The 24,025-nt window shown below is 54.4% G+C and carries 25 protein-coding genes; 6 read left to right on the top strand and 19 right to left on the bottom strand.

Going from position 1 to position 24,025, the window contains the following annotated elements; all coding sequences use genetic code 11:
* Window positions 1-3: 3 nt before the first annotated feature.
* The 6 genes from FE783_RS25585 to FE783_RS25610 all read right to left on the bottom strand — a co-directional run bounded on the left by FE783_RS25585 (window position 4) and on the right by FE783_RS25610 (window position 5,600).
* Window positions 4-939, bottom strand: a complete 936-nt coding sequence (locus FE783_RS25585) for an ABC transporter permease (protein WP_138882226.1) — start codon at window positions 937-939, stop codon at window positions 4-6.
* 188 nt (window positions 940-1,127) lie between these two features.
* Complete coding sequence (locus FE783_RS25590) at window positions 1,128-2,786, bottom strand: peptide ABC transporter substrate-binding protein (RefSeq protein WP_338015903.1); 1,659 nt, start codon at window positions 2,784-2,786, stop codon at window positions 1,128-1,130.
* A gap of 262 nt (window positions 2,787-3,048) precedes the next feature.
* Window positions 3,049-3,306: a late competence development ComFB family protein gene (locus FE783_RS25595; RefSeq protein ID WP_202916257.1), complete on the bottom strand. Its 258-nt coding sequence runs from the start codon at window positions 3,304-3,306 to the stop codon at window positions 3,049-3,051.
* Between the two features lie 30 nt (window positions 3,307-3,336).
* Window positions 3,337-3,732 (bottom strand): DUF3397 domain-containing protein, encoded by a 396-nt coding sequence (locus tag FE783_RS25600; RefSeq protein ID WP_238403255.1) that lies wholly within the window; start codon window positions 3,730-3,732, stop codon window positions 3,337-3,339.
* A gap of 45 nt (window positions 3,733-3,777) precedes the next feature.
* Window positions 3,778-4,758: a ketopantoate reductase family protein gene (locus FE783_RS25605; RefSeq protein WP_138882227.1), complete on the bottom strand. Its 981-nt coding sequence runs from the start codon at window positions 4,756-4,758 to the stop codon at window positions 3,778-3,780.
* A 185-nt stretch (window positions 4,759-4,943) separates the two neighbouring features.
* Window positions 4,944-5,600: an RsfA family transcriptional regulator gene (locus FE783_RS25610; protein ID WP_138882228.1), complete on the bottom strand. Its 657-nt coding sequence runs from the start codon at window positions 5,598-5,600 to the stop codon at window positions 4,944-4,946.
* Window positions 5,601-5,882: 282 nt separating this feature from the next.
* Between FE783_RS25610 and FE783_RS25615 the strand changes: the two genes are divergently transcribed.
* Window positions 5,883-6,113: a DUF2626 domain-containing protein gene (locus tag FE783_RS25615; protein WP_138882229.1), complete on the top strand. Its 231-nt coding sequence runs from the start codon at window positions 5,883-5,885 to the stop codon at window positions 6,111-6,113.
* 69 nt (window positions 6,114-6,182) lie between these two features.
* On the opposite strand, the gene FE783_RS25620 is transcribed toward FE783_RS25615, so the two are convergent.
* Window positions 6,183-7,310 (bottom strand): class I SAM-dependent methyltransferase, encoded by a 1,128-nt coding sequence (locus FE783_RS25620; RefSeq protein ID WP_138882230.1) that lies wholly within the window; start codon window positions 7,308-7,310, stop codon window positions 6,183-6,185.
* 140 nt (window positions 7,311-7,450) lie between these two features.
* Entirely contained in the window at window positions 7,451-8,926 is a 1,476-nt protein-coding gene (locus FE783_RS25625; protein ID WP_138882231.1) for a stalk domain-containing protein, read from the bottom strand.
* A 231-nt stretch (window positions 8,927-9,157) separates the two neighbouring features.
* Between FE783_RS25625 and FE783_RS25630 the strand changes: the two genes are divergently transcribed.
* On the top strand, window positions 9,158-10,237 hold the full coding sequence (locus tag FE783_RS25630) for a coiled-coil domain-containing protein (protein WP_138882232.1): 1,080 nt from the start codon (window positions 9,158-9,160) through the stop codon (window positions 10,235-10,237).
* A gap of 73 nt (window positions 10,238-10,310) precedes the next feature.
* Here the strand turns inward: FE783_RS25630 and FE783_RS25635 are convergent, their stop codons facing one another.
* Window positions 10,311-11,624 carry a sugar ABC transporter substrate-binding protein gene (locus tag FE783_RS25635; RefSeq protein ID WP_158302026.1) on the bottom strand — a complete coding sequence of 438 codons (1,314 nt, stop codon included), beginning with the start codon at window positions 11,622-11,624 and terminating at the stop codon, window positions 10,311-10,313.
* A gap of 211 nt (window positions 11,625-11,835) precedes the next feature.
* Between FE783_RS25635 and FE783_RS25640 the strand changes: the two genes are divergently transcribed.
* On the top strand, window positions 11,836-12,327 hold the full coding sequence (locus tag FE783_RS25640) for a hypothetical protein (protein ID WP_138882234.1): 492 nt from the start codon (window positions 11,836-11,838) through the stop codon (window positions 12,325-12,327).
* A gap of 10 nt (window positions 12,328-12,337) precedes the next feature.
* Here the strand turns inward: FE783_RS25640 and FE783_RS25645 are convergent, their stop codons facing one another.
* Window positions 12,338-13,201, bottom strand: a complete 864-nt coding sequence (locus FE783_RS25645; RefSeq protein WP_138882235.1) for an AraC family transcriptional regulator — start codon at window positions 13,199-13,201, stop codon at window positions 12,338-12,340.
* Between the two features lie 206 nt (window positions 13,202-13,407).
* Between FE783_RS25645 and melA the strand changes: the two genes are divergently transcribed.
* Entirely contained in the window at window positions 13,408-14,706 is a 1,299-nt protein-coding gene (gene melA, locus FE783_RS25650) for an alpha-glucosidase/alpha-galactosidase (protein WP_138882236.1), read from the top strand.
* 56 nt (window positions 14,707-14,762) lie between these two features.
* Here the strand turns inward: melA and FE783_RS38730 are convergent, their stop codons facing one another.
* Together FE783_RS38730 and FE783_RS25660 are read right to left on the bottom strand one after the other, a co-directional pair.
* Entirely contained in the window at window positions 14,763-16,043 is a 1,281-nt protein-coding gene (locus tag FE783_RS38730; RefSeq protein WP_138882237.1) for an S-layer homology domain-containing protein, read from the bottom strand.
* Between the two features lie 236 nt (window positions 16,044-16,279).
* Window positions 16,280-17,617: a PhoH family protein gene (locus FE783_RS25660; RefSeq protein WP_138882238.1), complete on the bottom strand. Its 1,338-nt coding sequence runs from the start codon at window positions 17,615-17,617 to the stop codon at window positions 16,280-16,282.
* A 104-nt stretch (window positions 17,618-17,721) separates the two neighbouring features.
* Here FE783_RS25660 and FE783_RS25665 point away from each other — a divergent pair, with 104 nt between their 5' ends.
* Window positions 17,722-18,270 carry a YhcN/YlaJ family sporulation lipoprotein gene (locus tag FE783_RS25665; protein ID WP_138882239.1) on the top strand — a complete coding sequence of 183 codons (549 nt, stop codon included), beginning with the start codon at window positions 17,722-17,724 and terminating at the stop codon, window positions 18,268-18,270.
* Window positions 18,271-18,318: 48 nt separating this feature from the next.
* Here the strand turns inward: FE783_RS25665 and FE783_RS25670 are convergent, their stop codons facing one another.
* The 7 genes from FE783_RS25670 to FE783_RS25700 all read right to left on the bottom strand — a co-directional run bounded on the left by FE783_RS25670 (window position 18,319) and on the right by FE783_RS25700 (window position 23,754).
* Entirely contained in the window at window positions 18,319-18,771 is a 453-nt protein-coding gene (locus tag FE783_RS25670) for a pyridoxamine 5'-phosphate oxidase family protein (protein ID WP_138882240.1), read from the bottom strand.
* 101 nt (window positions 18,772-18,872) lie between these two features.
* Window positions 18,873-19,856: an LCP family protein gene (locus tag FE783_RS25675; RefSeq protein ID WP_138882241.1), complete on the bottom strand. Its 984-nt coding sequence runs from the start codon at window positions 19,854-19,856 to the stop codon at window positions 18,873-18,875.
* Between the two features lie 36 nt (window positions 19,857-19,892).
* On the bottom strand, window positions 19,893-20,165 hold the full coding sequence (locus FE783_RS25680) for a hypothetical protein (RefSeq protein ID WP_138882242.1): 273 nt from the start codon (window positions 20,163-20,165) through the stop codon (window positions 19,893-19,895).
* Window position 20,166: 1 nt separating this feature from the next.
* Complete coding sequence (locus FE783_RS25685) at window positions 20,167-20,607, bottom strand: hypothetical protein (protein WP_138882243.1); 441 nt, start codon at window positions 20,605-20,607, stop codon at window positions 20,167-20,169.
* Between the two features lie 78 nt (window positions 20,608-20,685).
* Window positions 20,686-21,036, bottom strand: a complete 351-nt coding sequence (locus FE783_RS25690) for a YlaH-like family protein (RefSeq protein ID WP_138882244.1) — start codon at window positions 21,034-21,036, stop codon at window positions 20,686-20,688.
* A 47-nt stretch (window positions 21,037-21,083) separates the two neighbouring features.
* A complete protein-coding gene (gene typA / locus FE783_RS25695; protein WP_138882254.1) occupies window positions 21,084-22,925 on the bottom strand; it encodes a translational GTPase TypA in 1,842 nt (613 codons plus the stop codon).
* A gap of 346 nt (window positions 22,926-23,271) precedes the next feature.
* Window positions 23,272-23,754: a LiaF transmembrane domain-containing protein gene (locus FE783_RS25700; RefSeq protein ID WP_138882245.1), complete on the bottom strand. Its 483-nt coding sequence runs from the start codon at window positions 23,752-23,754 to the stop codon at window positions 23,272-23,274.
* Between the two features lie 84 nt (window positions 23,755-23,838).
* Here FE783_RS25700 and FE783_RS38435 point away from each other — a divergent pair.
* The coding region (locus FE783_RS38435) for a hypothetical protein (RefSeq protein ID WP_238403256.1) at window positions 23,839-24,025 on the top strand (187 nt) is incomplete at its 3' end.

Consider the following 24,025-nt stretch of genomic DNA (forward strand, 5'->3'; position numbering starts at 1 on the left):
TCATCATGCCTTCTCCTTTCCACCGGTCAATTTAATGCGCGGATCGACGAAGCCGTACGCGATGTCGGTCAAAAACCGCGAGCACATGAGCAGAGCTCCGTAAAACAGCGTCAACCCCATAATGAGCGTATAATCGCGATTTTCCACGCTTTCGACGAAATATTTGCCTAAGCCCGGTATCCCGAATATTTTCTCGATCACGACGGAGCCGGTAATAACGCCGGTGGCGAGCGGACCAAGATACGTAACGACGGGCAGTATGGCGTTGCGGAGAGCGTGCCGGACCGTAATGGTCATGCCGGACAGTCCCTTCGCCTTCGCCGTCTTGATAAAGTCGGATTGCAGCACCTCCAGCATGCTGGAGCGCGTTAACCTTGCAATAAAGGCTATCGGCATAAAGGCGAGCGCGAATGTCGGCAGCACATAATCGAGCGGCTCGTTCAAGCCCGCCACATTAAACAGCGGCAGCTTCACGCCGAACACATATTGAAGCAGCGTTGCCATGACGAAGCTTGGCACCGCTACCCCGAGTACCGCCACGATCATGGCGATGTTGTCGAGCAGCCTGCGATGGCGAAGCGCCGCAATCGTTCCGAGCAGCACTCCGACGGCTACGGCCGTAACGACCGCACATAAGCCGAGCCGGAACGAATAGCCGAACGCCCCTTCGATAATCTGGTTAACCGAGCGGTTTTGCCATTTCATCGACATGCCCAGATCGAGCGAAGCGACGTGCTTGATATAGTCCGTGTATTGGAAAAACACGGGCTTGTCCAGACCGTAATAAGCCATCAGGTTCGCCTTGATTTCGGGCGGGACCGCTTTTTCCGACAAGAAGGGGTCGCCCGGGATCGCCTTCATCAAAAAAAACGTAACCGTAGCCAATACGAATAAGGAGATGATCACAAATACGAATTTTCGCAGCAAATAGCGAGCCAACAAGGCGCACCTCCCGAGCAAAATGCGAAGCGTTACAGAAAGCTTCGTCAGCTTTTTTATTGGTTTACATAATACGAATATTATTGTAAACAACATTCGTTCCGGCTGTCCAACAGAAGCATTTTCCAGCAACGGTCGAAAGAAAAAAATCGGGATATAGTGGATGCCCTATATATCCCGATTGCAGCCTATTTCTCGATATAGCCGTTTATGAAGTTGACATCGCCCTTGTAGTCGACGAATACGTCTTTCACGTAATTTTTTTGCGCCCATATGCCCGTATAGTAATAAATCGGGGCGACCGGCATGTCGGCGATCATCATTTTCTCCGCCTGAGCCATTGCTTTCATCCGTTTGGCCTGATCGGACGTGGCGTAAGCTTCCCGGATCAGCTTGTCATATTCCGGATTGTTATATTTGGAGTTGTTGTTGCCGCCGCCGGTTTGCAGCAAATCGATGTACGTCATCGGATCGTTGTAGTCGGCGCCCCAGCCCGCCCGGGCAATTTGGAAGTTGCCGCTTTGGCGGTTTTTGATATAAACGCCGAATTCCTGAACTTCGAGCTTCACGTCGACGCCGAGATTTTGACGCCACATGTCCACGATCGCCTCAGCAATTTTTTTGTGGGCTTCGCTTTTATTGTAGATCAGCGTTACGGCCGGCATCTTGGAATAGCCTTTCTCCTTCATGCCTTCTTCCAGCATTTTTTTCGCTTCGGCCACATCGTCCTTGAAATAGTCGTCCTTCACTTCCTCGCGGAACGTTTTGCTTTCGCCACGGATGCCCGGAGGCACGAGCCCGTGGGCGGGCGTTTGGTCGCCGAGCGTTATTTTCTCGACGATCGATTTCCGGTCGATCGCGAGCGAGAAAGCTTTGCGCAGCTTGACGTTGTCGAACGGCTCGGCCTTCGTGTTGAACTCGTAATAGTAAGTGGAGGCAATCCCTTTGATTTGCAGATTTACCGCCTTGTCCTGCTTCAGCTTCGGCAGCTGGTCGACGGGAAACTCGTTCGTCGGACGGCCGGCCCAGTCGATCTGGTTCGTATTGTACATGTTCAGCATCGTACCGGCGTCATTCAATATTTTCATGCTTACCTGAGTCAGCTTGATATCTTTGGCCGAATGGTAGCCCGCGTTTTTCTCGAGCGTAAGCGAGTCGTTGTGCCGCCATTCCTTCAGAATGAACGGACCGTTCGTCACCATCGTGTTCGCTTCGGCGGCGAACGCCGGATTTGCTTTGACCGCCTTCTCGTTCAGAGGGAAATACGTATAGAACGAGACTAGACTAAGAAAATAGGGCGTCGGCGATTTCAGCTCGACCTCCAGCGTATAATCGTCCTTCGCTCTGACTCCGATCTGGGCGGCGTCGGATATTTTCTTCGTGTTGTACTCTTCCGCATTCTTGATATAGTACAGCTGGTACGAGTAGGGGGCCGGCGGCGTCATGGCCGGATTAAGCACTCGTTTCCAGGCGAATTCGAAATCGCTCGCCTTGACCGGATCGCCGTTCGTCCATTTCGCGTCTTTGCGCAAATGGAACGTATACTTCAAGCCGTCCTGGGACACGTCCCATTTCTCGGCGGCCGCCGGCTGAACTTCCCCTTTGCTGTCCATGCGCGTCAACGCATCGTAGATCGGCCGCAGCACCGTGGAAGAGTTATTGTCCTGCGCCAAGCCCGGATCGAGCGACGGAGGCTCGGATGCGAGCAGCATGCGGAACTTTTGCTCGGCGGCGCCCCCCGCACCTCCCGTGTCCGGCTTCTTGGTACAGGCAACCGCCATTGTGGCCATAAGCAGAACGGCGCTCATGAAAACGATTGCGCTTTTATTGAACCCCTTCATCATCATTCCTTCTCCTCCTTATTGCTTTCTATCGCCCGTTTACCGATAGGATTCCCGACAATTTCCGGATTATGTATCCTATTAACCCCACTATAGTGGAGCCCTGCTTCGAATTTTACTCCAAGTACTTTGTGTGGGACCCCGAAATTCATAAACTCTATGTATGCAAAAAAAGCCGCCTGTACAATCCTCAAGGATTGCAAGACGGCTTCGGGCGTTATGACAAGCAGATTATGCTTCTTACAGATCTGTATTACATGACGATTCCTCAGTCGTAAGCCAGCACTCTTTCAATGGCATGGGTCAGCTCGCGGTACACATCGGTTTCGACTTGCGAGCGGAGCTGCGTTTTGGCGAACATTTCGCCTTTCATGGTGGACACGTACTTGGGCGGAAGCTTGTTCAACGCAAGCGCCATAATGTCGCTTTGCTCCTTCTCGCCCAGAGCGGCCAGCTTCGGCTGGTGCATCATCAAATCTTTCAGGCAGTTACGCACAATTTCTTCCATCATGTTATGTACGTTCATGGTCCAGCACTTCCCCCGGTTTCTCATTAGTCATACCGACAGTATCGATTTGCCAAGCCCTATGATCATAAACAGCAAGTAAACCGCGCTTAACGTCAAAAATCCGATTCTCCACAGCAAACGAACGATCCGGGCATGATTGATTTTCCCTTTGACCCTGTATTGGAAATTGCCCAGCAATCCGTAACCGATCAAAAAAAAGAGCAAAATGAGGAAGAAGCCGAAGCCGCTGCCGAATAGATCTTGAAATAAGACCGACACGCAGCCGATCAGCAGAAGCGTCGTAACATCCATCGCCAGCTTCGTCGCCCGCTTGCCGTCTCTATGCCAGAAATAGCCCCCGATCCACAGTACGAAAAACCATAGAAACGGAACAGCTGCCGTAAATGCATAAATATGGATCAAAAAAGTAACGAGTCCGTTCAACCTGCACCACCCGGAATTCAGCATCTTCCAGAACAATAACCGCCGTTACCGCCCGGCTTCTTCGGCCGGCTGCGCGGCTTTCACCAGCTTGTAGATCGTATCGTGAGTCGGGGCCGGAATATTGCCCTTGCGCGCCGCGTCCAATATCGCCCCGTTGATCCATTCGATCTCGGTCGCCCGGCCTGCGGATACGTCCTGAAGCATCGACGATTCGTTGCGGGCCGTCTTGGCGCAAACTTCGAGCACTTGCTCCCATAAATCATCCCGGGTTCGCACCCCGCTGCCTTCCGCCGCGGCGATCCCTTCCCTCAGCAGCTCTTTCATCAGCTGTCTGCGTTGTCCGGTGGCGGGAAGCTCCCCGTTGCGGATTCGCAGCAGCGCCGTCAAAGGATTGATTACGGCATTAATAAGCAGCTTGTTCCATACGATCTCTTTCATTTGGTTCGACAGGAAAGTCGGGAATCCTGCTTCATTCATCGCTTTCTCCATCAATTTTTGCGCTATTTCCGCCTCCGGACGCGAATCGCCGCTTCCGTCTTTCCGATCCGCACAACCGATCCATGTCGTACCCGATCCGGTATGGACGACACGGCTAGCGGACTCCCTTCTCGCCCCCTCCGTCGTAACCGCCAAGTCTATGCACGCCGGCGGCACGTATCGCCCGATTTTGTCCACGTGGCCGATACCGTTCTGAAAGCAGAGCAGCCTCCCCTGTTCTCTCAGCAGCTTGCTTATGGTCAACAGCAGAGGTTCGGACAAATGCTTCTGTTTGACCGTTAACAGCACCCAGTCGGGCCGGTAGTCCGGCATATCTTGACCGCCTGTCGCATCGATCCGTTCGAACGATGCTGCCGGCACATGGAGTACCTTTGCGTTGTCGCCCTCTTGCAGCGTCAAACCGCTTTCGTTCAGTGCGGAAGCTTGCTGCTCGGTTCGGGTGATCAGAACGACATCCGCGCCTGCGGCCGCTAGCTTCGCGGTCACGAGCAAGCCGACCGAGCCGGCGCCAATGCATACGATTTTCATTTCCGGTTGACACCTGCCTTTGCCGCTACTATATCATATTTTCGCCCGACGTAAATAACCCCACAAAGTGGAGCCTTTCTTCGAAGCTTATTCCAATTACAATAAATTCTATATACGCAAAAAAGCCCGCCGTCTTGATTCCGGCAAGCTTTTCCCTTTGTGATCGCCTCTATTGGATATTGCTATTATTCGATGCGCTCCAAGTTTCCGTTCGCGTCCATTTTGAAGCGGGGCTTTTGTTCGTCTTCCTCTTCGGCAAGAAACGCAAGCTTCCGGGCCCGGTCCATAATTTGTATAAGCGCCTTGTAATCGTCGTTTACGACACGGTAGTCCGTCTGAACGTGATTCATTTGTTTATCGAGGTTGTCTTTGACCCGTCTCAGCTCGTCGAGCTCCTCGTCCTTGTCCTTCAATTCTTTTTCTAGAGCTTTGATATGCCGGTTCATTTCCTGATAGGTTCCTTTCCATTGGCGCAAAAACCGGATGACGGCATCGATCGAGATCGTCTCCTCGCTGAGCGGATCGTGCTTGCCCGCCGAGCCCGCCGATTCCCCGCCCTCCAAAGTCGCGACGGACGAAACGGAAGAGCCGACGGCCGAATGTTTGCGGTACTGGCTTCTTTTTTGCCGCTGCGCTTTGGCGATCGATATCGCCGCTTCGTATTTTTTGCGTACACAGCTGTTCCAACGGAAGCCGCATGCCGCCGCGGTTCTTCCTATCTTTTCCCCTACCTCTTCAAAAGCCGCAAGCTGAGTGCCGCCTTCGCGTATATGACGAAGCGTTACTTCGGCCAAAATCAGATCGTCTTCCTCGCTCCAGGCGTCTTGTCTAACTGCAGTCATGTGCAAAAACCTCCCAACAAACTGAAATCGCCACTACTTCACTCTATGCCCAAACTAGATTTCATAGAATCTATTTGATACTACTTGGTATTACCATTTTTTTGATCGCTCATACATGTTTTTCGGACGACAGGTTATGCTAGTACAAAGTCCGATACTCATCGTTACAAAAAGTTTGCTAATTCGTCACGGATATCCGTTTACAATTTGAAAAGCAAACGGGTATAATGGACAATAGGATTTTGTGTATACGCATCGTTTCAACAGAGAGGGGGAGTAAGGGTGGCTCGCATGTTCAGAGTGCTCGGCTTTTGGACGCTGGCAATTGGTCTGATGGCGCTGGCCGGCGACATGAAGGAGATGGCACTGCTGTTCTTTTTCCAAACCGCCGCTTTCGTTGTCTTGGGTTATATGAATTTGTCCGAACGTACGTATATTATGATTTTCTGGGGATACATGTTTCTCTCCTTCTTAGGATTTACGTACTGGTCCTTCTTCCAAATGGAGCTTTGATTCACCGGCAGCAAATAATCGCAGACAAAAAGGTGACCTTCCGGAGATTGTCCTACATAACCGGTCGGATCACCTTTTTTTCGTTTGCACGAGCACCTTGAACAACTCGCTCATCTGGTCGCTTATAAGAAGCTGCCGTACCGCGCGATTACGCTTCGCCTGCGGGCTGAACGGATCCCGGCCGTCGTGGGACGCGAGCATGTCCAGCACGCCTTCGTCGATTAGGAACTGCTGCTGCGTACGCAGCGACCATTCGGTAAAGCCCGCCTCCTCCCCGGCGCGAATACACGCCGTAAAGTCCACGTGAGCGGTCATGTCCTGCTCTCCGGGGTATGCGAACGGATCATCGTACGCCTGATGGTTGCGGTAGCAAAGAAACGTGCCCTTCATCCGGTGAGAAGCGAACAATTCCTCCGCCGTATCCCCATAATCGATCGTTACAAGCGTTCCATGCGCAAGCCGCTCTCCGACACGCCGTATCCAATCAGCCGCTGCGGGATTCACTTCTATAATCTGCCCCTCGCGGATCGCGATTCCTTGATTTTCGATGTACACGGCGGCGGGCCCGTCTTGTTCGAGTGGAAAAAGCTTTTTCGTAAACTGGCCTGTGCCATCGTCCCAGCCGACATGCCATTCGTGCAAGAGGCCATCCTTGCGCTCGATCCGGTGTACCGGAAATGCATCCAGCAGCTCATTCGAGAACACGACGACGGATCGCTCGGGAATCGGCTCGAAGCCTGCATTCGTATCCGCATGCCGGACGTTCGGGTGTCTCTCCAGCTCCGTCAGCTGGAGCCGGCGATGATAGGGGCTGACCTCATACATCATATAGTCGAGCCGCTTGTACAGCTCGGGATCACGTTCGGCGATCGTGTCGAGAATGAGTCCGGCGAGCCGCCCCGTTCCCCCGCCCCATTCTACGATCGTAAAAGTCTCTTCCGGTCCGGACAGCCGCCGCGCCATCCGAATGAAGCAAGCTCCGAGTATTTCGCCCATAATCGAGCCGATCGAGGCGCTCGTATAGAAATCCCCTTCTTTCCCGACCTTAGCCGAGTCCCGGTTGTAATAACCGAGCGTTTCGTGGTACAAGCATAATTCCATATAATCGCGGAACGGGATCGCTTTGTTCGGATTGCGGTTGATTGCCGCAACGATAACATCCGTCAGCGGGGTATGTTTTTCGGAAGAGTAGCGCATCTGGTCGAACTCCTTTGGAAGGATAGCCTCTCAAGCATAACAAATCGGCCGGCCGGTTTCCACTGGATGGGCAACTTGATGCGAGATAGTGCCGTTTGGAGTTAACAAACAGGAAAGAGTCCTTTCGGACTCTCCCTTGTCTAGTTCACGGCTTTGGTAGCTATATATTCGAGACCCCAGGCAAAAATTTTCGCCGATCCTTCGCCTTCATGGCGCATCGTCCAATCCGAATCCATCGGTCCGGCAATAAGGGTGATCCGTCCGCCGCTGCCGCTCCATTTGCCGGTATACGTTTTGCCCAAATCGAGCCATTCGTAAGTGCCGTCGGCATGAATGTCGATCCAGCTGGCGGACGCCCCCGGCATATAGGCGCTAGTCGTCGTCTTGGACCCGTCACCGTTGACGGTCGTTCCTGTCGGAGCGTATCCTCCCGGAACCCAAAGCTCCCATTTCCCCAGCAGTACGGTCGAGCTTTCCTTCCCTGCAGGCGACTCGGCCGCTTCTCCCGTATTGGTCGTATCCGGTGCGGCATTAACGTCGCCGATCGGGGAGAACGTGGAGGAAGGCCTCTCGGTATCGGTTATGAGTATAGTTCCATTGTCAAAGTAAACGAACATGTTCAGATGCTCGCTGACGAACCGCAGAGGAATGACCGTCGACCCGTCCTTCGTCATCGGCGCGGCAACCAGCTCATACGTTTTGTCGTTCACTATGGCCTGTTTGTTATGCAGCTGCATCGCGATGATTGCCTTGTCGTTCACGATCGTAATCTGCTGCTCTTCTTCGCGCCAGCCTACTTTCGCACCGAGCGCCTCGCTAATAAATCTTGCGGGAACCATCGTATTTCCTTCGTGAAGAAACGGGGATGCGTGCAGCTTATAGTCCTTCCTCTGACCGTTCTTCTCATAAATCACGGCGTATGTGCTGTCCACCGTCAAATAGATCGAGAGAGGCTGATTATTCGGCACTCCCGGCACTTCATACGTTTCCGACCACTGCTTTGTAGTCGAGGACGGCATGTTCGTTTCGTTACCCGCCGGCTTCGGCTGCTGGCCGGTACTCGCCGATGGTGCCGGCTGCTGCGATTGACCCGGTTGATCGGGTGCCGGCTTAGCCGGTTTCGGTTCGTCTTGGGCCGGCGGAACCGAAGCCGCTGCGCGTCCGACTTCCAATACATAAGAGAACGTCGCTTTCTTCGCCGACAATTGATCGATACGGATTTTGGCCATTTTCCCGTCATGCAGCCGGACCAAATAGACGGCTTTTGTCTCGATCGTTACCGAGTTCGTGAACCCGGACAAAGACCCGCTAGTCGCATCCGTCAGCCCATCTCCCTGCAGCTTCAGTATGCCTTCCGCGCCCATCGCCCCGTATTGATTGATGACGATATCGGCTTCTTTGGCCGATGCGGCTTTAAGCGTTGACAGGCTGAGCCCCCCTCTGTCAAGGACATCTCCGCTCCAATTGAGCGTATACAGATGTAGCGGGTCGTATGTGCCCGTTTTGACCGGGCTCCACTGGATCGTTTCCCCGCTCTCGCCAGCGGCATGGGCGGAACCGGCGGCAAACGCCCCTAGCAGCATAATGGCGAACAGGATCGGAAGCAATCGCTTCACGTCGTCTCACTCCTTGTCGGATTTTTATTAAGGTCGACTTGAATCGCCTTCTACTGTAATAAATCGTCCTTACATTTTCCTTACAAATCGAAGCTCCGCAGCGCCCGAATCCGGCTTTCCCCTCTCCGTCCGCAAGTTATCGGAAACGGCAAGCATAAATCGTCCGCTCCATCGATACATTTAGTATGGACAGGAACTGGACAGGACACGGGGACATAGGGGGGATAACCGATGCCGATACGACTGCCGCGCCTGGTCATCCTAGGGCTATGCTGCTTACTGCTTCATATCGGCGCCGCAGAGGCCGCCGCCGCCCCCGATACCGACGAGAAACGGCTGCTGCTGGAGAAAGGGTTGACGGTGTACGAGCTGGACCGGGAAATCGCCAGGCTGACGGACGAAGAGAAACGGTTAAACGCGAAGCTTGCGGAAACGGCTTCCCTGGTCGAACAAGCCGCCGTTCAAGTAGAAGAGCAGAAGCGCAAAACCGAGAAGGTAATCCGGTCGTATTACTCGGGTGAGCGAAATTCGATTTGGCTTGCCGCGCTGCACGCCCGCTCGATTCAAGATGCGATCTACGTGTGGGATCAGCTTCAACTCATTATCGAAGGTGACCGGAAAGCGATCGACGAGTATAAAGAACGATACGTTTCGTTCAAATCGATGAAAACGAAGCTGGAAGCGGACCGTCTGCAGCTGACGAGCACGAGAAGCGCCTATGTGGCGGAGAAAGACAAGAGGCTTCAAGCACAAAAGGAGGTTGAGCGGCTGCTCGCCTCCAATGCGGATCGCGTACGTTTGGAGAAGGAAATGGAGGAAATCCGGAAGCAGTGGGAAGATCGCGGCCTCCCTTTGTTCCGCCAATATTTCTCGGCGCTGTCCGAAGCGATGACGAAGCTGCCGGAGCTGTTCGGGCAAAACAGCAAGATGGTGTCGATGAAAGGATTGTCGCCGAAAGTCAGAATCGGGGACGAAGAGCTGAACCGGTTTTTGCAAGCCAAGAGCAAAGAGCTCGAAGGATTCTCGTTCTTGTTCGAGAAAGGCGCCATTTCGGCGGGGGGCATGTCCGGCACCACCTCTATTTCGCTGAAAGGCCGCTACGTTGTCGAGAATAAGCCTGCCAACGCCGTCCGGTTCGTCATCGATAGCTTGGCCTACAACGGATACTCGATGCCGGACAGCACCGCCAAGACGTTGGAGCGGCAGTTCGATCTCGCCTTTTATCCGAATAAGCTGGCTCCGTTCGTCCAGGCGACCGACGTGCAGATCGACAGCGGCACGATGACGATTTTGTTGAAATTCACGCTTTAGTTAACCCCAGTACGTACGAAACCGGCGCATACGGAACGGGTCATTCCGCTTGCTCCGGTTTCTTATTGTCATCTTACTTGGCGGCCGGACGTATGGCATTCCATTCCGCCGCGGTGCGATCGGCGAACGTCTTGAACGGCAGCTCGCCCTTCCAAAGCTGCTCCAGCTGCCCCTGCAAAGACGTCATCTGCATCGCAAGCTGCGGAACGGACGGCACTGCGTCGTCCTGATCGATCAAGGCTGCGACATGTTTGAACGCGGGATCGTTTCTGATGCCCGAAGCGTAAGCATTCGTCTGGGCCGGCAGCACGCCCGCCGCGTTCCAGAATTTGAGTGCGGCCGAAGCCGATACAAGCTCGCGGATCAGCTCGAACGACTCCTTGCTCGACTCCGAACGGGCCGAGATCGCGAAGCTTTTGCCGGAAAGCCACGGGCCTTTCCACGTTTCCTCGCCTTTGGGGAGCGGAATTTTACTCATCGTCACGGCCGCCGATTCGTTCTGTTTCCAATCGGAGAATGGGGTCAAGTACCCGGTCAGCTTGCCTTGGGCGAGCTGATCCCACGGTTTCCAGATGGCGCTTCTGGGCGGGAACGATTTCGGCAGCTGCTTCGTTTCTTCCGGTGCCGTGAACAGAAACGTCTCCAATGACTTCAGCACGGCCGGATCGGATAATTCGATGGGAGCCGTTCTGGAAACCGTCTTGGCCCCTCCCAGCATGCGGGCGAGCGTCACGAACGAGCGTCCGTTCGGAGCGTCGAAATAAATACCGTATTTGCCTTCCTCGATTTTGTGCGTCTGCTTATGTAGCGCAACAAGCTCATCCGATTCGGCGGGCGGCCTATCGCCCCACTCGTTCAATCTTTTCGCGTTATACACCATGACATAAGCGTCCAAATTTTTGGGGACGCCCCACAGGTAGCCGTTCCACTTCACCTGAGCGATCGCTTGCTCCATTTGTTCGGCTTGCAAGCCGCCCGTTAACATCGAGTCGACCGGAAGCAAATACCCGAGGGCGGCGAATTCGCTCACCCAGTTATTGTCCAGCAGCATAATATCGGGCGCTTCCCCGAGCTGTGCCGCCTTTTTCAATTTCGTATATACGGTTTCGTCCGGAATGTTCTCCAGACGGATATCTATGCCGGTGTGCGCTGCCTGATACTGATCTTTCAGCTGTTGCAGCAGCGCGAATTCTTTGGACTGCATGGACACGGCTATTCTGAGCTGTCTCGCGGCTTGGCCCGCTGCGGGAGGCGTCTCGACGATCGCGCTGCCTTCCCCCGCGCTCGGCTTCGTACGGTCGCTCGATCCGGTGAACAGAACGGGGATGAGCACAACGGCGAAGCAAGCCGCAGCCGCCAGCAGCAGCCAATTTTTATGGCGGAACAAAGTTTCCCCTCCTCTGTTTTGCATCGTTAGAAAAGGTTGCTAGTGCGAAAGACTTATTTTTATCTATACTATATCAAAAAAGCGCTTTCGTGAACCTTTTTTTGCGCATCCGAATTAACCGCCTCGACTGCCATGCTGTTGCTCCAGCAAGTCGACAGGCTGCGGCCGAATTGTTACAATGGGGAAAAATGCGATGCGAACGGAGGATTTTATGCTGAGATACGGTGTGGAAATGCAGCTGCCCGAAGGCAAACGCCCCGGCTATTACGCTCAATTCGTCAAGGCGCTGGCCGCAAAGGTGCGGATCGAGGACCGGGATAAAGAGCTGCTGATCGTAAACGGCGAAGAAGATTGCGAGGCGCTGCTCGAATTAATGGACGAGTACCGGTTCGAGTACGAGCAATTCGAATTATGGCCGCTGCCGGCGGAAGCTGATGTTACTCCGCTGTTCGTCGATTACGGCTTCGTGTCGGTATCCGACAACGCCTACTTGTACGGGCATCTGTGCGCCGTATTCAAGTTGGCCGAAGCGGGCCGGGATGCGGAGCCCGGGCAGGCGCTGGAGCAAATGCAGGAGCATCTGGTCGCCCGGATCGCCGGCGACGGCGAAAATCTGTATGCCGTAGACAGAGCGCTTACCGATTTGATGCACGGCATTGCCAAAGCGTACCGATGCAAGGTGGAATTTGTATACGGAGGGTAATAAATACCTTTCAATCATTGCAATCGTACATCGTCCTGCCTTCCGCTTCTAGCCGGTATTCGGTAGGAGAACGGTCGAACCACTTCTTGAACTGCTTCGAGAAGTACAGCGGATCGGCGAAGCCGACGGAGGCAGCAACCTGCTCTACCGTAAGCCGTTCCCGCAGCAGCAGCTTGGCCCGCTCCATCCGGATTTTCAGCAGAAAATGCATCGGCGTCATTCCCGTATACTGCTTGAACATTTTGGACAAATGCGTGCGGTTGTAGCCGAGCGACCGGGACATTTCTTCGATCGAGATCGGCTGCGAATATTGCACGCTGAGCCAGCGAATCGTCCGCTCCACCTGCTGCTCGATCGGACTTTGCTTGGCGCCCGGTCCTTCCGCCCGCTCCAAGTCGCCCTTCTCGTATTCCGCCAGCAGCATCCGCATCAAGCCGCCGCTTCTCATCTCGCAATTCGGTTCGCCCGCCTTCAAGATCCGCTCCATCTGATGAAATAGGACGGCCGCACGCTTATGCTTAGTCGGCTGGGCAACCGGCTTGTGGCGGGAAATGTCCAGCACGCTCAGCATCTCCTCCGCTCGGTCCCCTCGGAATCCGACCCACCGATAAGTCCACGGATCGTCCCGATCCGCCGTATACCGGAACAGCTCTGCCGGAAATATAAAGAAGCTGTCGCCTCTCTTCAATTCATACGTGCGTCCCAAGCACTGAAACGTTCCCGTTCCCGCCATGACGTGATGCACAAGGAAATAATCGTGTACTTGCGGCCCTACGTTATGCCCCGGCATCGTCCGTTCCCGGCCGCTGAAAATGACGGACAGTTCGCCCTTGCCGGGCTTCGGATTGACCGCAAGCGAGAAACGTTCCTCCATGTGATAGTACGCCCTTTCCTCATCAATATAGTACGCCAAAGCTTCTATGTCTATTGAATACGATGCGGCCCGACAAATCAAGAGCATTCGATGCGCACTCGCAGGAAGCCGCATTGTTCCATGCGGAACACGCTTTTCTCCATATTCATTTTCCTCCCGCGACCTTATAGTTTCAAGTAGATACAAGACAAGGGAGGATTATACCGATGCCTAAAATAACATTTATCGGAGCAGGAAGCTCCGTATTCGCCAAAAACGTACTCGGAGACGTCATGATGACTCCGGCACTGCAAGATTTCGAACTCGCGCTGCACGACATCGACCCGGTCCGCCTGAAAGATTCGGAGAACATGCTGAACAATCTGAAAGCGACATCCGGCAGCACGTGCCGCATCGTACCATACGCCGACCGCAAAGAAGCGCTTCGCGGCGCCAAATACATCGTCAACGCGATCCAAGTGGGCGGATACGATCCATGTACGATTACGGACTTCGAAGTTCCTAAGAAATACGGTTTGCGCCAAACGATCGCGGATACGCTCGGAATCGGCGGCATTTTCCGTAACCTGCGCACGATCCCGGTCATGCTCGACTTCGCCAAGGACATTCAGGAAGTATGTCCGGATGCGTGGTTCCTCAACTATACGAACCCGATGGCCGTACTTACGAATGCGATGAATACGGATGGCGGAGTCAAGACGGTCGGTCTGTGCCACAGCGTCCAGGTGTGCGTGCCGCATCTGTTCAAGCCGCTCGGGCTCGATATGGAAGGTGTGCAGGCGAAAATCGCCGGCATCAACCATATGGCTTGGCTGCTCGAGGTGACGAAGGACGGCGTCGACCTGTATCCGGAAATCAAACGCCTCGCCAAAGAAAGACAAAAAGAAAAGCACAACGATATGGTCCGCTACGAGCTTATGTTCCGCTTCGGCTACTATGTGACGGAATCGTCGGAGCATAACGCCGAATACCATCCGTACTTCATCAAGCGCAATTACCCGGAGCTGATCGAACGCTTCAATATCCCGTTGGATGAATATCCGCGTCGCTGCGTCCGTCAGATCGACAGATGGAAAACGATGCGCGAAGAGCTCGTCAACAACAAAAACTTGTCGCACACCCGGTCCCACGAGTACGCTTCCCATATGATGGAAGCGATGGAGACGAACAATCCGTTCCGCATCGGCGGCAACGTCATGAATACCGGTCTGATCACGAACTTGCCGAAGGAAGCTTGCGTCGAGGTGACCTGTCTCGTCGACCGCAACGGCATCACCCCGACGTATGTCGGCGATTTGCCGCCGCAGCTCGCCGCCCTGAACCGGACGAACATCAACACGCAGCTGCTGACGCTCGAGGCTGCCCGCACGCTCAAGAAAGAGCACATTTATCATGCGGCGATGCTCGACCCGCATACTTCGGCGGAGCTGTCGATCGACGATATCGTAGCGCTTTGCGACGATTTGATCGAAGCGCACGGCGATTGGCTGCCGAAGTTCCAATAAGTTAAAAAATGGAAGAAGCTGTTCCCGCATCAATAATCGGGAACAGCCTTTTTTTATCACTTCTTCGATTGCGGCACGATCGAGAACACAAGGGCCGAATTGTCCGGCGAGGACGCCTCCACCGTATAGTTTCCGATTGTGACGGACTGCGCCTCGAACGGCCTTTTCGTATCCATCTTGCCGTACATGGCGCCGAACCAATCGTCGAATTTGGCCGCATCGAACCCGAAGATCCGGTTGACGAACAGCTTGATCGGCTCGCGGTTGCGGGCAAGCGCCCCTTCCTGCATGCGCAGCGTAATGCCGTATGTATCATACTTCGGTTCAAGCCAAAGCGATGCTTCGTTCAGCGTCTCGCGCGAGACGGCGGTCGCCGACAGAGCCTTCGCCTTCGTGTCGGCATCCTTGAACAGCCGCAGCGTCGTTTCCTCCAAATCGTAGTTCGTTCCCCGCAGCTTGCCTGCTTCTTCCATAACCGCGTAAGCTTGCTTCATCGCTTCGTTCGGAAACAGGAGCCGCTTGTAGCTGCCGTCCTTCGTCGGCACGACGACCGAATATTGCTCGGAAGCGAGACCGGTTTGCACAATCCGCTTGCTTTTATCGGTAAGTCTTTCCACGATCGTCAGCGATTCCGCCCGCGTTACCGTCACGCCGACTCCGAAGTATCCGTTCGGGTATCCTTCCATAATCCCCTTCGCAAACGACTCGGCAATAAATTTTTGCTGCCGGCCGTTCGCGCTGCGCAAATCGCCGATCGTCGCCGACAGTCTTTTGCTGTAATCCTCGTCCTCCAAAAATTCCGTCTCCTTGAGCGCGTAATAAAGCAGCTCCGCCACCTGCTCGCGGTTCAGCTTCTGCTTGAAGTCGGGAAATTCGCTCGGGTCCATCAAATGCAAATCGCCGGCCAAATCGATGTAAGGCTTCGCCCAATAACCGATCGTGTTAGGCGCAAACGAGAAGCCGCGGTAGTCCTGACGCAGTATGCTCTGGTTCGAAGGACTCAAGCTCGAGACGAAAGACTCCTTCCAGCTGCGCTCCCCGTTCTGGTGCTTCTCCGTAAAGGACAGCAGCAAAATTTTCAGAAACTGATCCGCCGTTACCGGTTCGTTCGGACGGAACGTACCGTCCGGATATCCATCCAGAATGCCTTGGTCAACAAGCCGGTTAATCGTCCCCTCCGCCCAATGCCCCTGCGTGTCCGAAAAGCGCGCCTGCACTGCGGTTGCGGTTGTGGTTGCAGCTGCAGCTGCTGCCAGAGCGGTCCCCCCGGCCCCTTGTACCGTATAAGCGCAAGCCGTCAATGCAAGCGCCAGCAATACCTTTTTCACTCGATTCATCCGTAAGCCCCTCCGGTTGTCAGATCGTGTATAAGCACAACTAGAATCATATCGGGAATGCGAAGGAGTTGAAAACAGTCGAACGACCTAAAACGACAAGGCCGTGGAGCACGACTATACTGCTTCGAAATCCTCACCTCCTTCGGTATTTATTCGACTTTATTCGACATTTTTCTGCAATAGAAAAAAGTCCGCGTGTTATAACGCGAACTTCTTTCTTTATTTCACTTCTCCGATTACAGCAAATCCGCAGCCAGTTGGGCCAAATGCGACCGTTCCCCGCGCTCCAGATTGATGTGGCCGCTTATCCCTTGGGCTTTGAACCGTTCCACCACATAAGTGAGCCCGTTGCTGTAGGCGTCCAAGTACGGGTGGTCGATTTGCTCGGGATCGCCCATCAGGACGATTTTACTGCCTTCGCCGACGCGGGAGACGATCGTTTTCACTTCGTGCTTCGATAAGTTTTGCGCTTCGTCGATGATGATGAACTGGCCCGGTATGGAGCGTCCGCGAATGTATGTGAGTGCCTCCACCTGGATGCTGCCCATGCCCGCCAATATTTTTTCGATATCTCCCGCTTTCTTCGTGTCGAACAAAAACTCCAAATTATCGTAAATCGGCTGCATCCAAGGACGCAGCTTCTCGTCTTTCTCTCCGGGTAAATAACCGATATCTTTGCCCATCGGAACGACCGGACGCGCGATCAGCAGCTTCTTGTACTTCCGTTCGTCCTCGATCTTCATGAGGCCTGCGGCGAGCGCCAGCAGCGTCTTGCCCGTCCCGGCCTTGCCGGTCAAGGTGACGAGCGGAATATCGTCGTTCAGCAGCAGCTCGAGCGCCATCCGCTGCTGCACGTTGCGGGCTCCGATTCCCCATATCGGTTCATTGCTCAAAAATAACGGGTCCAGCCGTTTCGCATCCGCGTTCGCCTTCAGCAGCGCCGACTTGGATGTGCCGAGTTCATCCTTCAGAATGACAAACTCATGCGGATGGAACTTGTAAGGGTAATACTGGTTCATTTCGGCAACGGACAAGAAACGGGCGTTATAGAAGCTGTCGATAATGCCCGGATGGACATGAAGCGTCAAATACCCCGGATACAGATCGGTCGTCGACACGACCCGGTCCGTCAAATAATCTTCCGCCGTAATCCCGAGCACATCGGCTTTAATCCGCACGAGCGTATCTTTGCTGACCAGCACGACCGGTCTCGGTTCCGTCTTCTGCTGTTCCTCCAGATGATAGTTCAGCGCTACCGCCAATATACGGTTGTCGTTCGTAATTTCTCCGAACAAGTCCTGCAATTTTTGAAAGCTGCGATGATTCAGCTCCACCTTGATGCTTCCGCCGCGTTCCAGATCGATTCCGTCGTGCAGCCTTCCTTTTTCGCGGAGTCCGTCCAAGAGTCGCGAGACGGTTCGGGCGTTGCGGCCCAATTCGTCGGCGTTGCGCTTTTTCGCGTCGATTTCTTCCAGCACCACTGCGGGAATGATCACTTCGTTGTCTTCGAAAGCGAAGACGGCGTTAGGATCCTGCAACAGGACATTCGTATCCAATACGTACACTTTTTTCATGAGCGTCCCCTCCCGGCTTGTCGTCTGGCTATTGTTGTACATATTCGATGACGAAACGGACAAACTAACCATGGCGAATTCAGGTACAGATAGGAGCGATTCAGATGCGAAAAGTTGTTGTCCTCGCGCTGGCGATTGCAATCATGGGCGGCTGCACGCGTGCGCCGCGCAATGAAGCTTCCCCCATACCGGATGGGCAAAACGGAATAAAAGTGAAGCAGACGGTACCGGAAAAACCGGAGATCCGCAACAGGCAAGAAGTGACCGCACGGCTCGAGGGGCTGGCGTCAAGCATTCCCCAAGTCAGAAGCGCCAAATGCGTCATCATCGGCAATACGGCCATCGTCGGCATCAATGTCGATCCCGAGCTCGAACGCAGCCGCGTCGACGTCATCAAATATTCCGTCTCCGAGGCACTGCGCAAAGATCCGTACGGCGTGCACGCGTTCGTCACGGCCGACATCGATATGGCGGGACGCATTGCGGAAATTCGCGAAGACATTCGCCAAGGGCGTCCGATCGCCGGCTTTGCGGAGGAGCTTGCCGACATGATCGGCCGCATCGTACCGCAAATTCCGAAGGACATTACGCCGCAGGGCAATCCGCCGGCCAGAACCGACGATGCGAATCAGATGGGCGGCAAGCAAATGTAACGCCCGCCCATATGCCGAAAAAGACACAAAAGCCCGGTTCCGATGGAACTAGGCTTTTTTCATTGCGGCAAAAACTTGTCCGTCCAGCTTATCCGCCGCACGCTTGTCATACGTTCTCTCGTATTCGGGCTCGACGGAAATGCGGGAGCCGTAAAACATCGCGTCCCGAACCACTTCGACGCGCACGTCGAAGCATGCCAGCTTGAACGGAACGCCATCAAGCGCGTCCGTAACGATGGAGGCATGGCCATATACCGCGTTGACTTTGCCTTCGCCGAAAAACGTAAGCGTCACTTGCGGATGCTTCGTTACGTTGCTTACGATACGGGACCTTTGGTCGATTGCGAAACGGATATTCGTCAAGCTGTCGGCATATACCCACGAAATGGCGCTTACGCTCGGAAATCCGCTTTCCGCATCGATCGTGGCGAGCAGTACGAGCTTTTCTTTCTGAAGTTGCGACAGTTGTTGCTCCGACAAAGCGGTAATCGTTTCAGCCATACGTTCATCCTCCTGAAGTGCGGCTTGCTTCCAGTATACCATAAGGCGCGGCCTGTCAGCCATAGCCGATTGTGAGGGCATGCGTCGCGCGGAAGCTTGCGTTATTTGAGCTGTTCCTGCAAGGCGGTCTGGGCTTTCTTCAATTCGTCCGCACGGATGTTGATATACGGACTGTGCCATTCGCCTACGAGGTGAACATAGTTTATTTTATCGCGATCGATGCCCATATATGTCCGAATAAAGCTTTTGATTTGCGAGGACGGGATGTCCGTCTCGACGTTTTTCCCGGCCGCTTCGATGACGGAGCCCAGCTTGAGCAAGCCGTCGAACGATTTCAGCTTGCCGATCATCTCGCCTATAACTTGCTGCTGGCGCTCGTTCCGTTCGATATCGTTGGAATCGGCGGCGTTTTGGCAGTTGCCTTTCCGGTAGCGGACGAAATCGAGCGTCTGGCTGCCGTTCAGATCGTGGGTGCCTTTGGCCAGCTTGATGGACGTGCCATCCTGCTTATCCGTATAGCACATGTTCATGTCCACATTCAGCGTCAGCCCTCCGAGCTCGTCGACGATTTCCTCGAAGCCTTTGAAGTCGATTCTCGCGACGTAATCGATCGGAACGTTCAAATATTTGCCGAACAGCGCCTTCGTCTTCACATCCGCCGTTCTTTTGTCGTTGTGGAGAAAGGCGGCGTAGTACGAGTTCGCTTTGCTTTGCGAATAGCCGCTTGCTTTAACGAGCGTATCCCGCGGAACCGAGACGACGGTTGCCGTTTTGCGCTGCGGATTGAGCGATGCGATCATGATGACGTCAGTGTTCAGACTTGCGCTCTTCGGTCTCGTATCGATCCCGAGCAGCAATAAGGTAACCGGATTGGCGTTGACCGGTTTCGTGGCGGGAGTCGTATCAGCCGTTCCGGCTTGATCGAGCGCCGAATCGATTTTGTAATACAAATAGCCTGCATAAGCGATTGCGGCAATGACGATTACGATAATAATAAAGAGCAGCACCTTCATCAACGTCCGGCTGCTTTTCCGGCGGGTGCGGCGCTGCTTCGGCGGAGTCGGCGGCAAAGCGGCAGGCGGCATTGACCGGTCACCACTTTCTTAGGAACTTAAAGTGCCTTAATTGTATTTCGGGTTGGAATTGATATCGGCTAGAAGCTGCTCCGCGTGCTCCTTATCGTACATTTGCAGCTTCGGCTTTCCGTCCTTCTCATATCGGACGTGAATCATCGTATCGTCTTTGTTGGCAATATGTACGTTTCCAAGCTTATGGTCGTCCCGCAATATTTCCGCAAAAAACGATTCGGTCTCCTTCGCCGCGTTGTCGTCCGGTCTCGCATCGGCGACAAGTCGGATTTGCAGCCAATTGAACAAAGCATCCTCCAGCTTCATCTTACGGCTCCTCCTTAAGCATAATGACGCGCAAACCTTGCCCGTACCACCGGCGCATCGTTCCGAGCCATGTTCGGACGTTCTCCGGCAGATCGGTGGCGAAAGAAGCTTCGATCTCATCGAGCCGTCTCCCCGCCTCTTCCGGGGCCGGCAGCCTGTCCAGCATGGCCGAAGCGCAGTCGGACAAATGCAGCGCCTTCCCGTCGAATACGATATCTCCGGGGGCGGCCAACGAAAACGGAACGTGTTCCGTTCCGCAAGCGTCCGTATCTTCCTCCCCGGGGAGCAGGTGCGCCTTGAACGGAAGAAGCAGCTGCGGGCGAAAGCGGCTTAAAGCTTGCCGAAATTCGGCAAGCTCCTCGTCGGGCGAGCAAATAAACCGTTCGCCGCCCAGCGTAAACGGATCCGATGTCGAAATGGGAACAAGCCAAAATCGGGACAAACGTCATGTCTCCCTTCGCGCCGAACGGTTCGGCGAAAGATGGGCAATCGTCAATGCCGCTGGTCGGGCATTCATGCTTTACGCTTGCGTGCTGTCCGTTTTGCCCGATTGAAGCTCGTTGTCGGCCGTGTTACCGCTTTTCTGAACGTTCCCGCCTTTTTTGCGCGCTTCCCGATCGAGCTGCCAATAGCGGATCCGGACGGTCAGCATGAGCGCGACCGCCACCCCGAGACTGATGACGATCGGCAGCTGCAGGTCGAGCTGAAACAGCCACAGGATGCCCGCTCCGACCGCCATCGTCAAATAGATGACGATATCTTTCAGAAGAGGCAGCTTCCTCATGCGGAACACTTTGTTATAAACGTATACGAGAAAGACGAAAATCAGAATATACGTAATCAAAGGATGATTTTCGAGCCACTGCTGCACGTGCGAGCGCCCCCTTTGCCGGAACGGGCCGGGAGGCCGAAACGGTGTTACACGTTCGCTTCGGCCATTTTCCGGATTTTCTCCGCTTTCTCCCGTTCGCTTTTGTTCAATATTTTTTTGCGAAGACGGATCGATTTTGGCGTTACTTCGCAATATTCGTCTTCATTCAAATACTCGAGCGCCTGCTCCAGCGAGAAAATGCGCGGCGTCTTCAGCTTCACCGTATCGTCCTTGCTCGCGGCCCGCATGTTCGTCAGCTGCTTCTCCTTGCAGACGTTGACGACAAGGTCGGTATCCCGCGTATGCTCGCCGATAATCATGCCTTCGTATACGTCCGTACCCGGATGCAGGAACAAAATGCCGCGGTCTTCGATCGAGAGGATGCCGTATGTCGTCGCCACGCCGGACTCGAACGAGACGAGCACGCCTTGATGGCGTCCGCCGACATTGGCGCCGGCATAAGGTCCGTATTTATCGAAAGCGTGATTCATTACGCCATAGCCACGGGTAAGCGTCAGGAAGTGGGTGCTGTAGCCGATCAGCCCGCGGGCCGGAATGAGAAATTCCAAGCGGACCGTTCCCGTTCCGTTGTTGATCATATTGACCATTTCCGCCTTGCGCGTGCCGAGGCTCTCCATAACGGCGCCCATGCTGTCTTCCGGAACGTCGATGAGCAGGCGTTCGATCGGTTCCATTTTGATGCCGTCGATTTCCTTCACGATTACTTCGGGTTTGGATACTTGCAGCTCGAAGCCTTCGCGGCGCATGTTCTCGATCAGGATGCCGAGATGCAGCTCGCCGCGTCCCGATACGATAAACGCATCCGGGCTGTCGGTTTCGTCCACGCGCAAAGAGACGTCCGTTTCCAGCTCATTGAACAGCCGCTCGCGCAGCTTGCGGGACGTGACCCATTTGCCTTCTTTACCCGCGAACGGGCTGTTGTTGACGACAAACGTCATCTGCAGCGTAGGCTCGTCGATTTTCAGTACGGGAAGAGCTTCCGGGTTCGCCGGATCGGCAATCGTTTCGCCGATGTTGATATCCTTGATGCCCGACAACGCCACGATGTCGCCGGCACCGGCTTGCTCGATCTCGATCCGCTTCAAGCCTTGGAAGCCGAACAACTTCTCGATGCGCGCCTGCTTCACATTGCCTTCCCGCGTAATAACCGCAACGGGCTGGCCTTGCCGGACGATGCCGCGATTGATCCGGCCGATCGCGATCCGGCCCAAATATTCATTGTAATCCATCAGGGTAACGAGAAATTGGAGCGGCTGAGCCGGATCTTCCAGCGGATGAGGGATATGGCTGACGATCGTCTCGTACAGCGATTCCATGTTGCTCTCCTGCTTATCCGGATTCAGGCTGGATGTCCCTTGGAGGGCGGATGCATATACGACGGGGAAGTCGAGCTGCTCGTCGCTCGCGCCGAGCTCGATGAACAAGTCCAACACTTCATCGACGACTTCGGCGGGCCGGGCGTTCGGGCGGTCGATTTTATTCAACACGACGATCGGCGTCAAATTTTGTTCAAGCGCTTTGCGCAAAACGAATTTCGTTTGCGGCATGCAGCCTTCGAAGGCGTCGACTACGAGGAGCACCCCGTCGACCATTTTCATGATCCGTTCCACTTCGCCGCCAAAGTCGGCGTGGCCCGGCGTATCGACGATATTGATGAAAAAATCTTTATACGTAATGGCGGTATTTTTGGCCAAAATGGTAATGCCGCGCTCGCGTTCCAGATCGTTCGAGTCCATGGCGCGTTCCTGAACCGACTCATTCTCGCGGTACGTTCCGGACTGCTGCAGCAGCTTGTCTACGAGCGTCGTTTTGCCGTGATCGACGTGAGCGATGATGGCGATGTTGCGAATTTTGTCCCTTGCGTGCATAAATTCAGTGTTCATCCTTTCTGAGCCCCATAAAGTGAAGTAATGGCTAGCGAAGCCGATTCCGAGTACTTTCCGGGGACCCCGTTATTGATCCCCAAAAAGTGAAGTAATGGCTAGCGAAGCTGACGAAGCGGTGCTTCGGCTTTAATTCCGCAATCATGAAATAAGCGTCGGACTTGTGGCGCCGACGCTTGACACATATTGAATTATATAGATTGCGGCGTGAAAATGCAAGAAAACGGGCCAAAAATCGCCCGGCCAAATGATGCCTCCGCTTCAGACCGGAAGCGGAAGGTGCCATCATAAAAAAACCGCGATCTAGCAAAAGTTCACGGTCACGGCGTGCTCACCAGGAACGTCGTTTGTTGAAAATCATATAACCGCCCACCAAAATCAAGACCAATGCGATGAAATAAATCCCGACCGTAAACAAAATCGTCATGCTGAAGCATACGCCCGAGACGATCGCCAGTATGATGGCGGCGACGAATGTGCCGCGCGGGCTGTGCTTATCGAACAAGTAATACTCGTACAAGCCGACGGCTACGGCAAATATGAAGCCCGGCCACAAATACGCCATCAAGTTCCAGCTGAATATCGTGCAAAGGAAAAATATGATCGAATTCGTCACGAGGATGCCTCCCGGAATGAGCACACCCGAAGGCAAAACCCGGTTGAAGTACAGAACGTGAAACAGCAGACCGGGAGCAAGAACGAATACGGGCCAGAATACGTCCCAAAAAAATCCGAACACGCCCAGCTTGCCAAGCAGCAGGATTACGCCGACTGCTACGATGATTAGGCCGATAGAGTAGCGATTGTTGGTCAAATGGCTTTCCCTCCCGTTTCATCATTGGAGTCGCGGCGAATCCGCAGCCCCTTTCCCATTCATTGTAACGAAATTAGACAAAAAATGCTAGCATTCATGGAAAACAAGCGTTCGCCTCCCGAATGCGTCCAATCGCGCTGCACCGCTCCCGCTCAGCGCCCCCGGCGCTTCTTCGCGGCGAGCAGCCGGTTCAGCCGGTCCTCGTCGCCGGATGGCGCTTCCCCGCTGCGCGCGGCTTCGGCGGAGCGCTCGGCGGGAGCCGGCGCCGAAG

Source organism: Paenibacillus mesophilus, from assembly GCF_005938385.1.
GTDB classification, from domain to species: Bacteria; Bacillota; Bacilli; order Paenibacillales; family NBRC-103111; genus Paenibacillus_AB; species Paenibacillus_AB mesophilus.

Excerpts from the sequence above, each read along its gene's own strand:
- FE783_RS25590 (WP_338015903.1), bottom strand. The coding sequence starts at position 2,786 with ATGATGATGAAGGGGTTCAATAAAAGCGCAATCGTTTTCATGAGCGCC.
- FE783_RS25595 (WP_202916257.1), bottom strand. The coding sequence starts at position 3,306 with ATGAACGTACATAACATGATGGAAGAAATTGTGCGTAACTGCCTGAAA.
- FE783_RS25605 (WP_138882227.1), bottom strand. The coding sequence starts at position 4,758 with ATGAAAATCGTATGCATTGGCGCCGGCTCGGTCGGCTTGCTCGTGACC.
- FE783_RS25610 (WP_138882228.1), bottom strand. The coding sequence starts at position 5,600 with ATGACTGCAGTTAGACAAGACGCCTGGAGCGAGGAAGACGATCTGATT.
- FE783_RS25620 (WP_138882230.1), bottom strand. The coding sequence starts at position 7,310 with ATGCGCTACTCTTCCGAAAAACATACCCCGCTGACGGATGTTATCGTT.
- FE783_RS25630 (WP_138882232.1), top strand. The coding sequence starts at position 9,158 with ATGCCGATACGACTGCCGCGCCTGGTCATCCTAGGGCTATGCTGCTTA.
- FE783_RS25640 (WP_138882234.1), top strand. The coding sequence starts at position 11,836 with ATGCTGAGATACGGTGTGGAAATGCAGCTGCCCGAAGGCAAACGCCCC.
- FE783_RS25645 (WP_138882235.1), bottom strand. The coding sequence starts at position 13,201 with ATGGAGGAACGTTTCTCGCTTGCGGTCAATCCGAAGCCCGGCAAGGGC.
- melA (WP_138882236.1), top strand. The coding sequence starts at position 13,408 with ATGCCTAAAATAACATTTATCGGAGCAGGAAGCTCCGTATTCGCCAAA.
- FE783_RS38730 (WP_138882237.1), bottom strand. The coding sequence starts at position 16,043 with ATGAATCGAGTGAAAAAGGTATTGCTGGCGCTTGCATTGACGGCTTGC.
- FE783_RS25660 (WP_138882238.1), bottom strand. The coding sequence starts at position 17,617 with ATGAAAAAAGTGTACGTATTGGATACGAATGTCCTGTTGCAGGATCCT.
- FE783_RS25665 (WP_138882239.1), top strand. The coding sequence starts at position 17,722 with ATGCGAAAAGTTGTTGTCCTCGCGCTGGCGATTGCAATCATGGGCGGC.
- FE783_RS25670 (WP_138882240.1), bottom strand. The coding sequence starts at position 18,771 with ATGGCTGAAACGATTACCGCTTTGTCGGAGCAACAACTGTCGCAACTT.
- FE783_RS25675 (WP_138882241.1), bottom strand. The coding sequence starts at position 19,856 with ATGCCGCCTGCCGCTTTGCCGCCGACTCCGCCGAAGCAGCGCCGCACC.
- FE783_RS25680 (WP_138882242.1), bottom strand. The coding sequence starts at position 20,165 with ATGAAGCTGGAGGATGCTTTGTTCAATTGGCTGCAAATCCGACTTGTC.
- typA (WP_138882254.1), bottom strand. The coding sequence starts at position 22,925 with ATGCACGCAAGGGACAAAATTCGCAACATCGCCATCATCGCTCACGTC.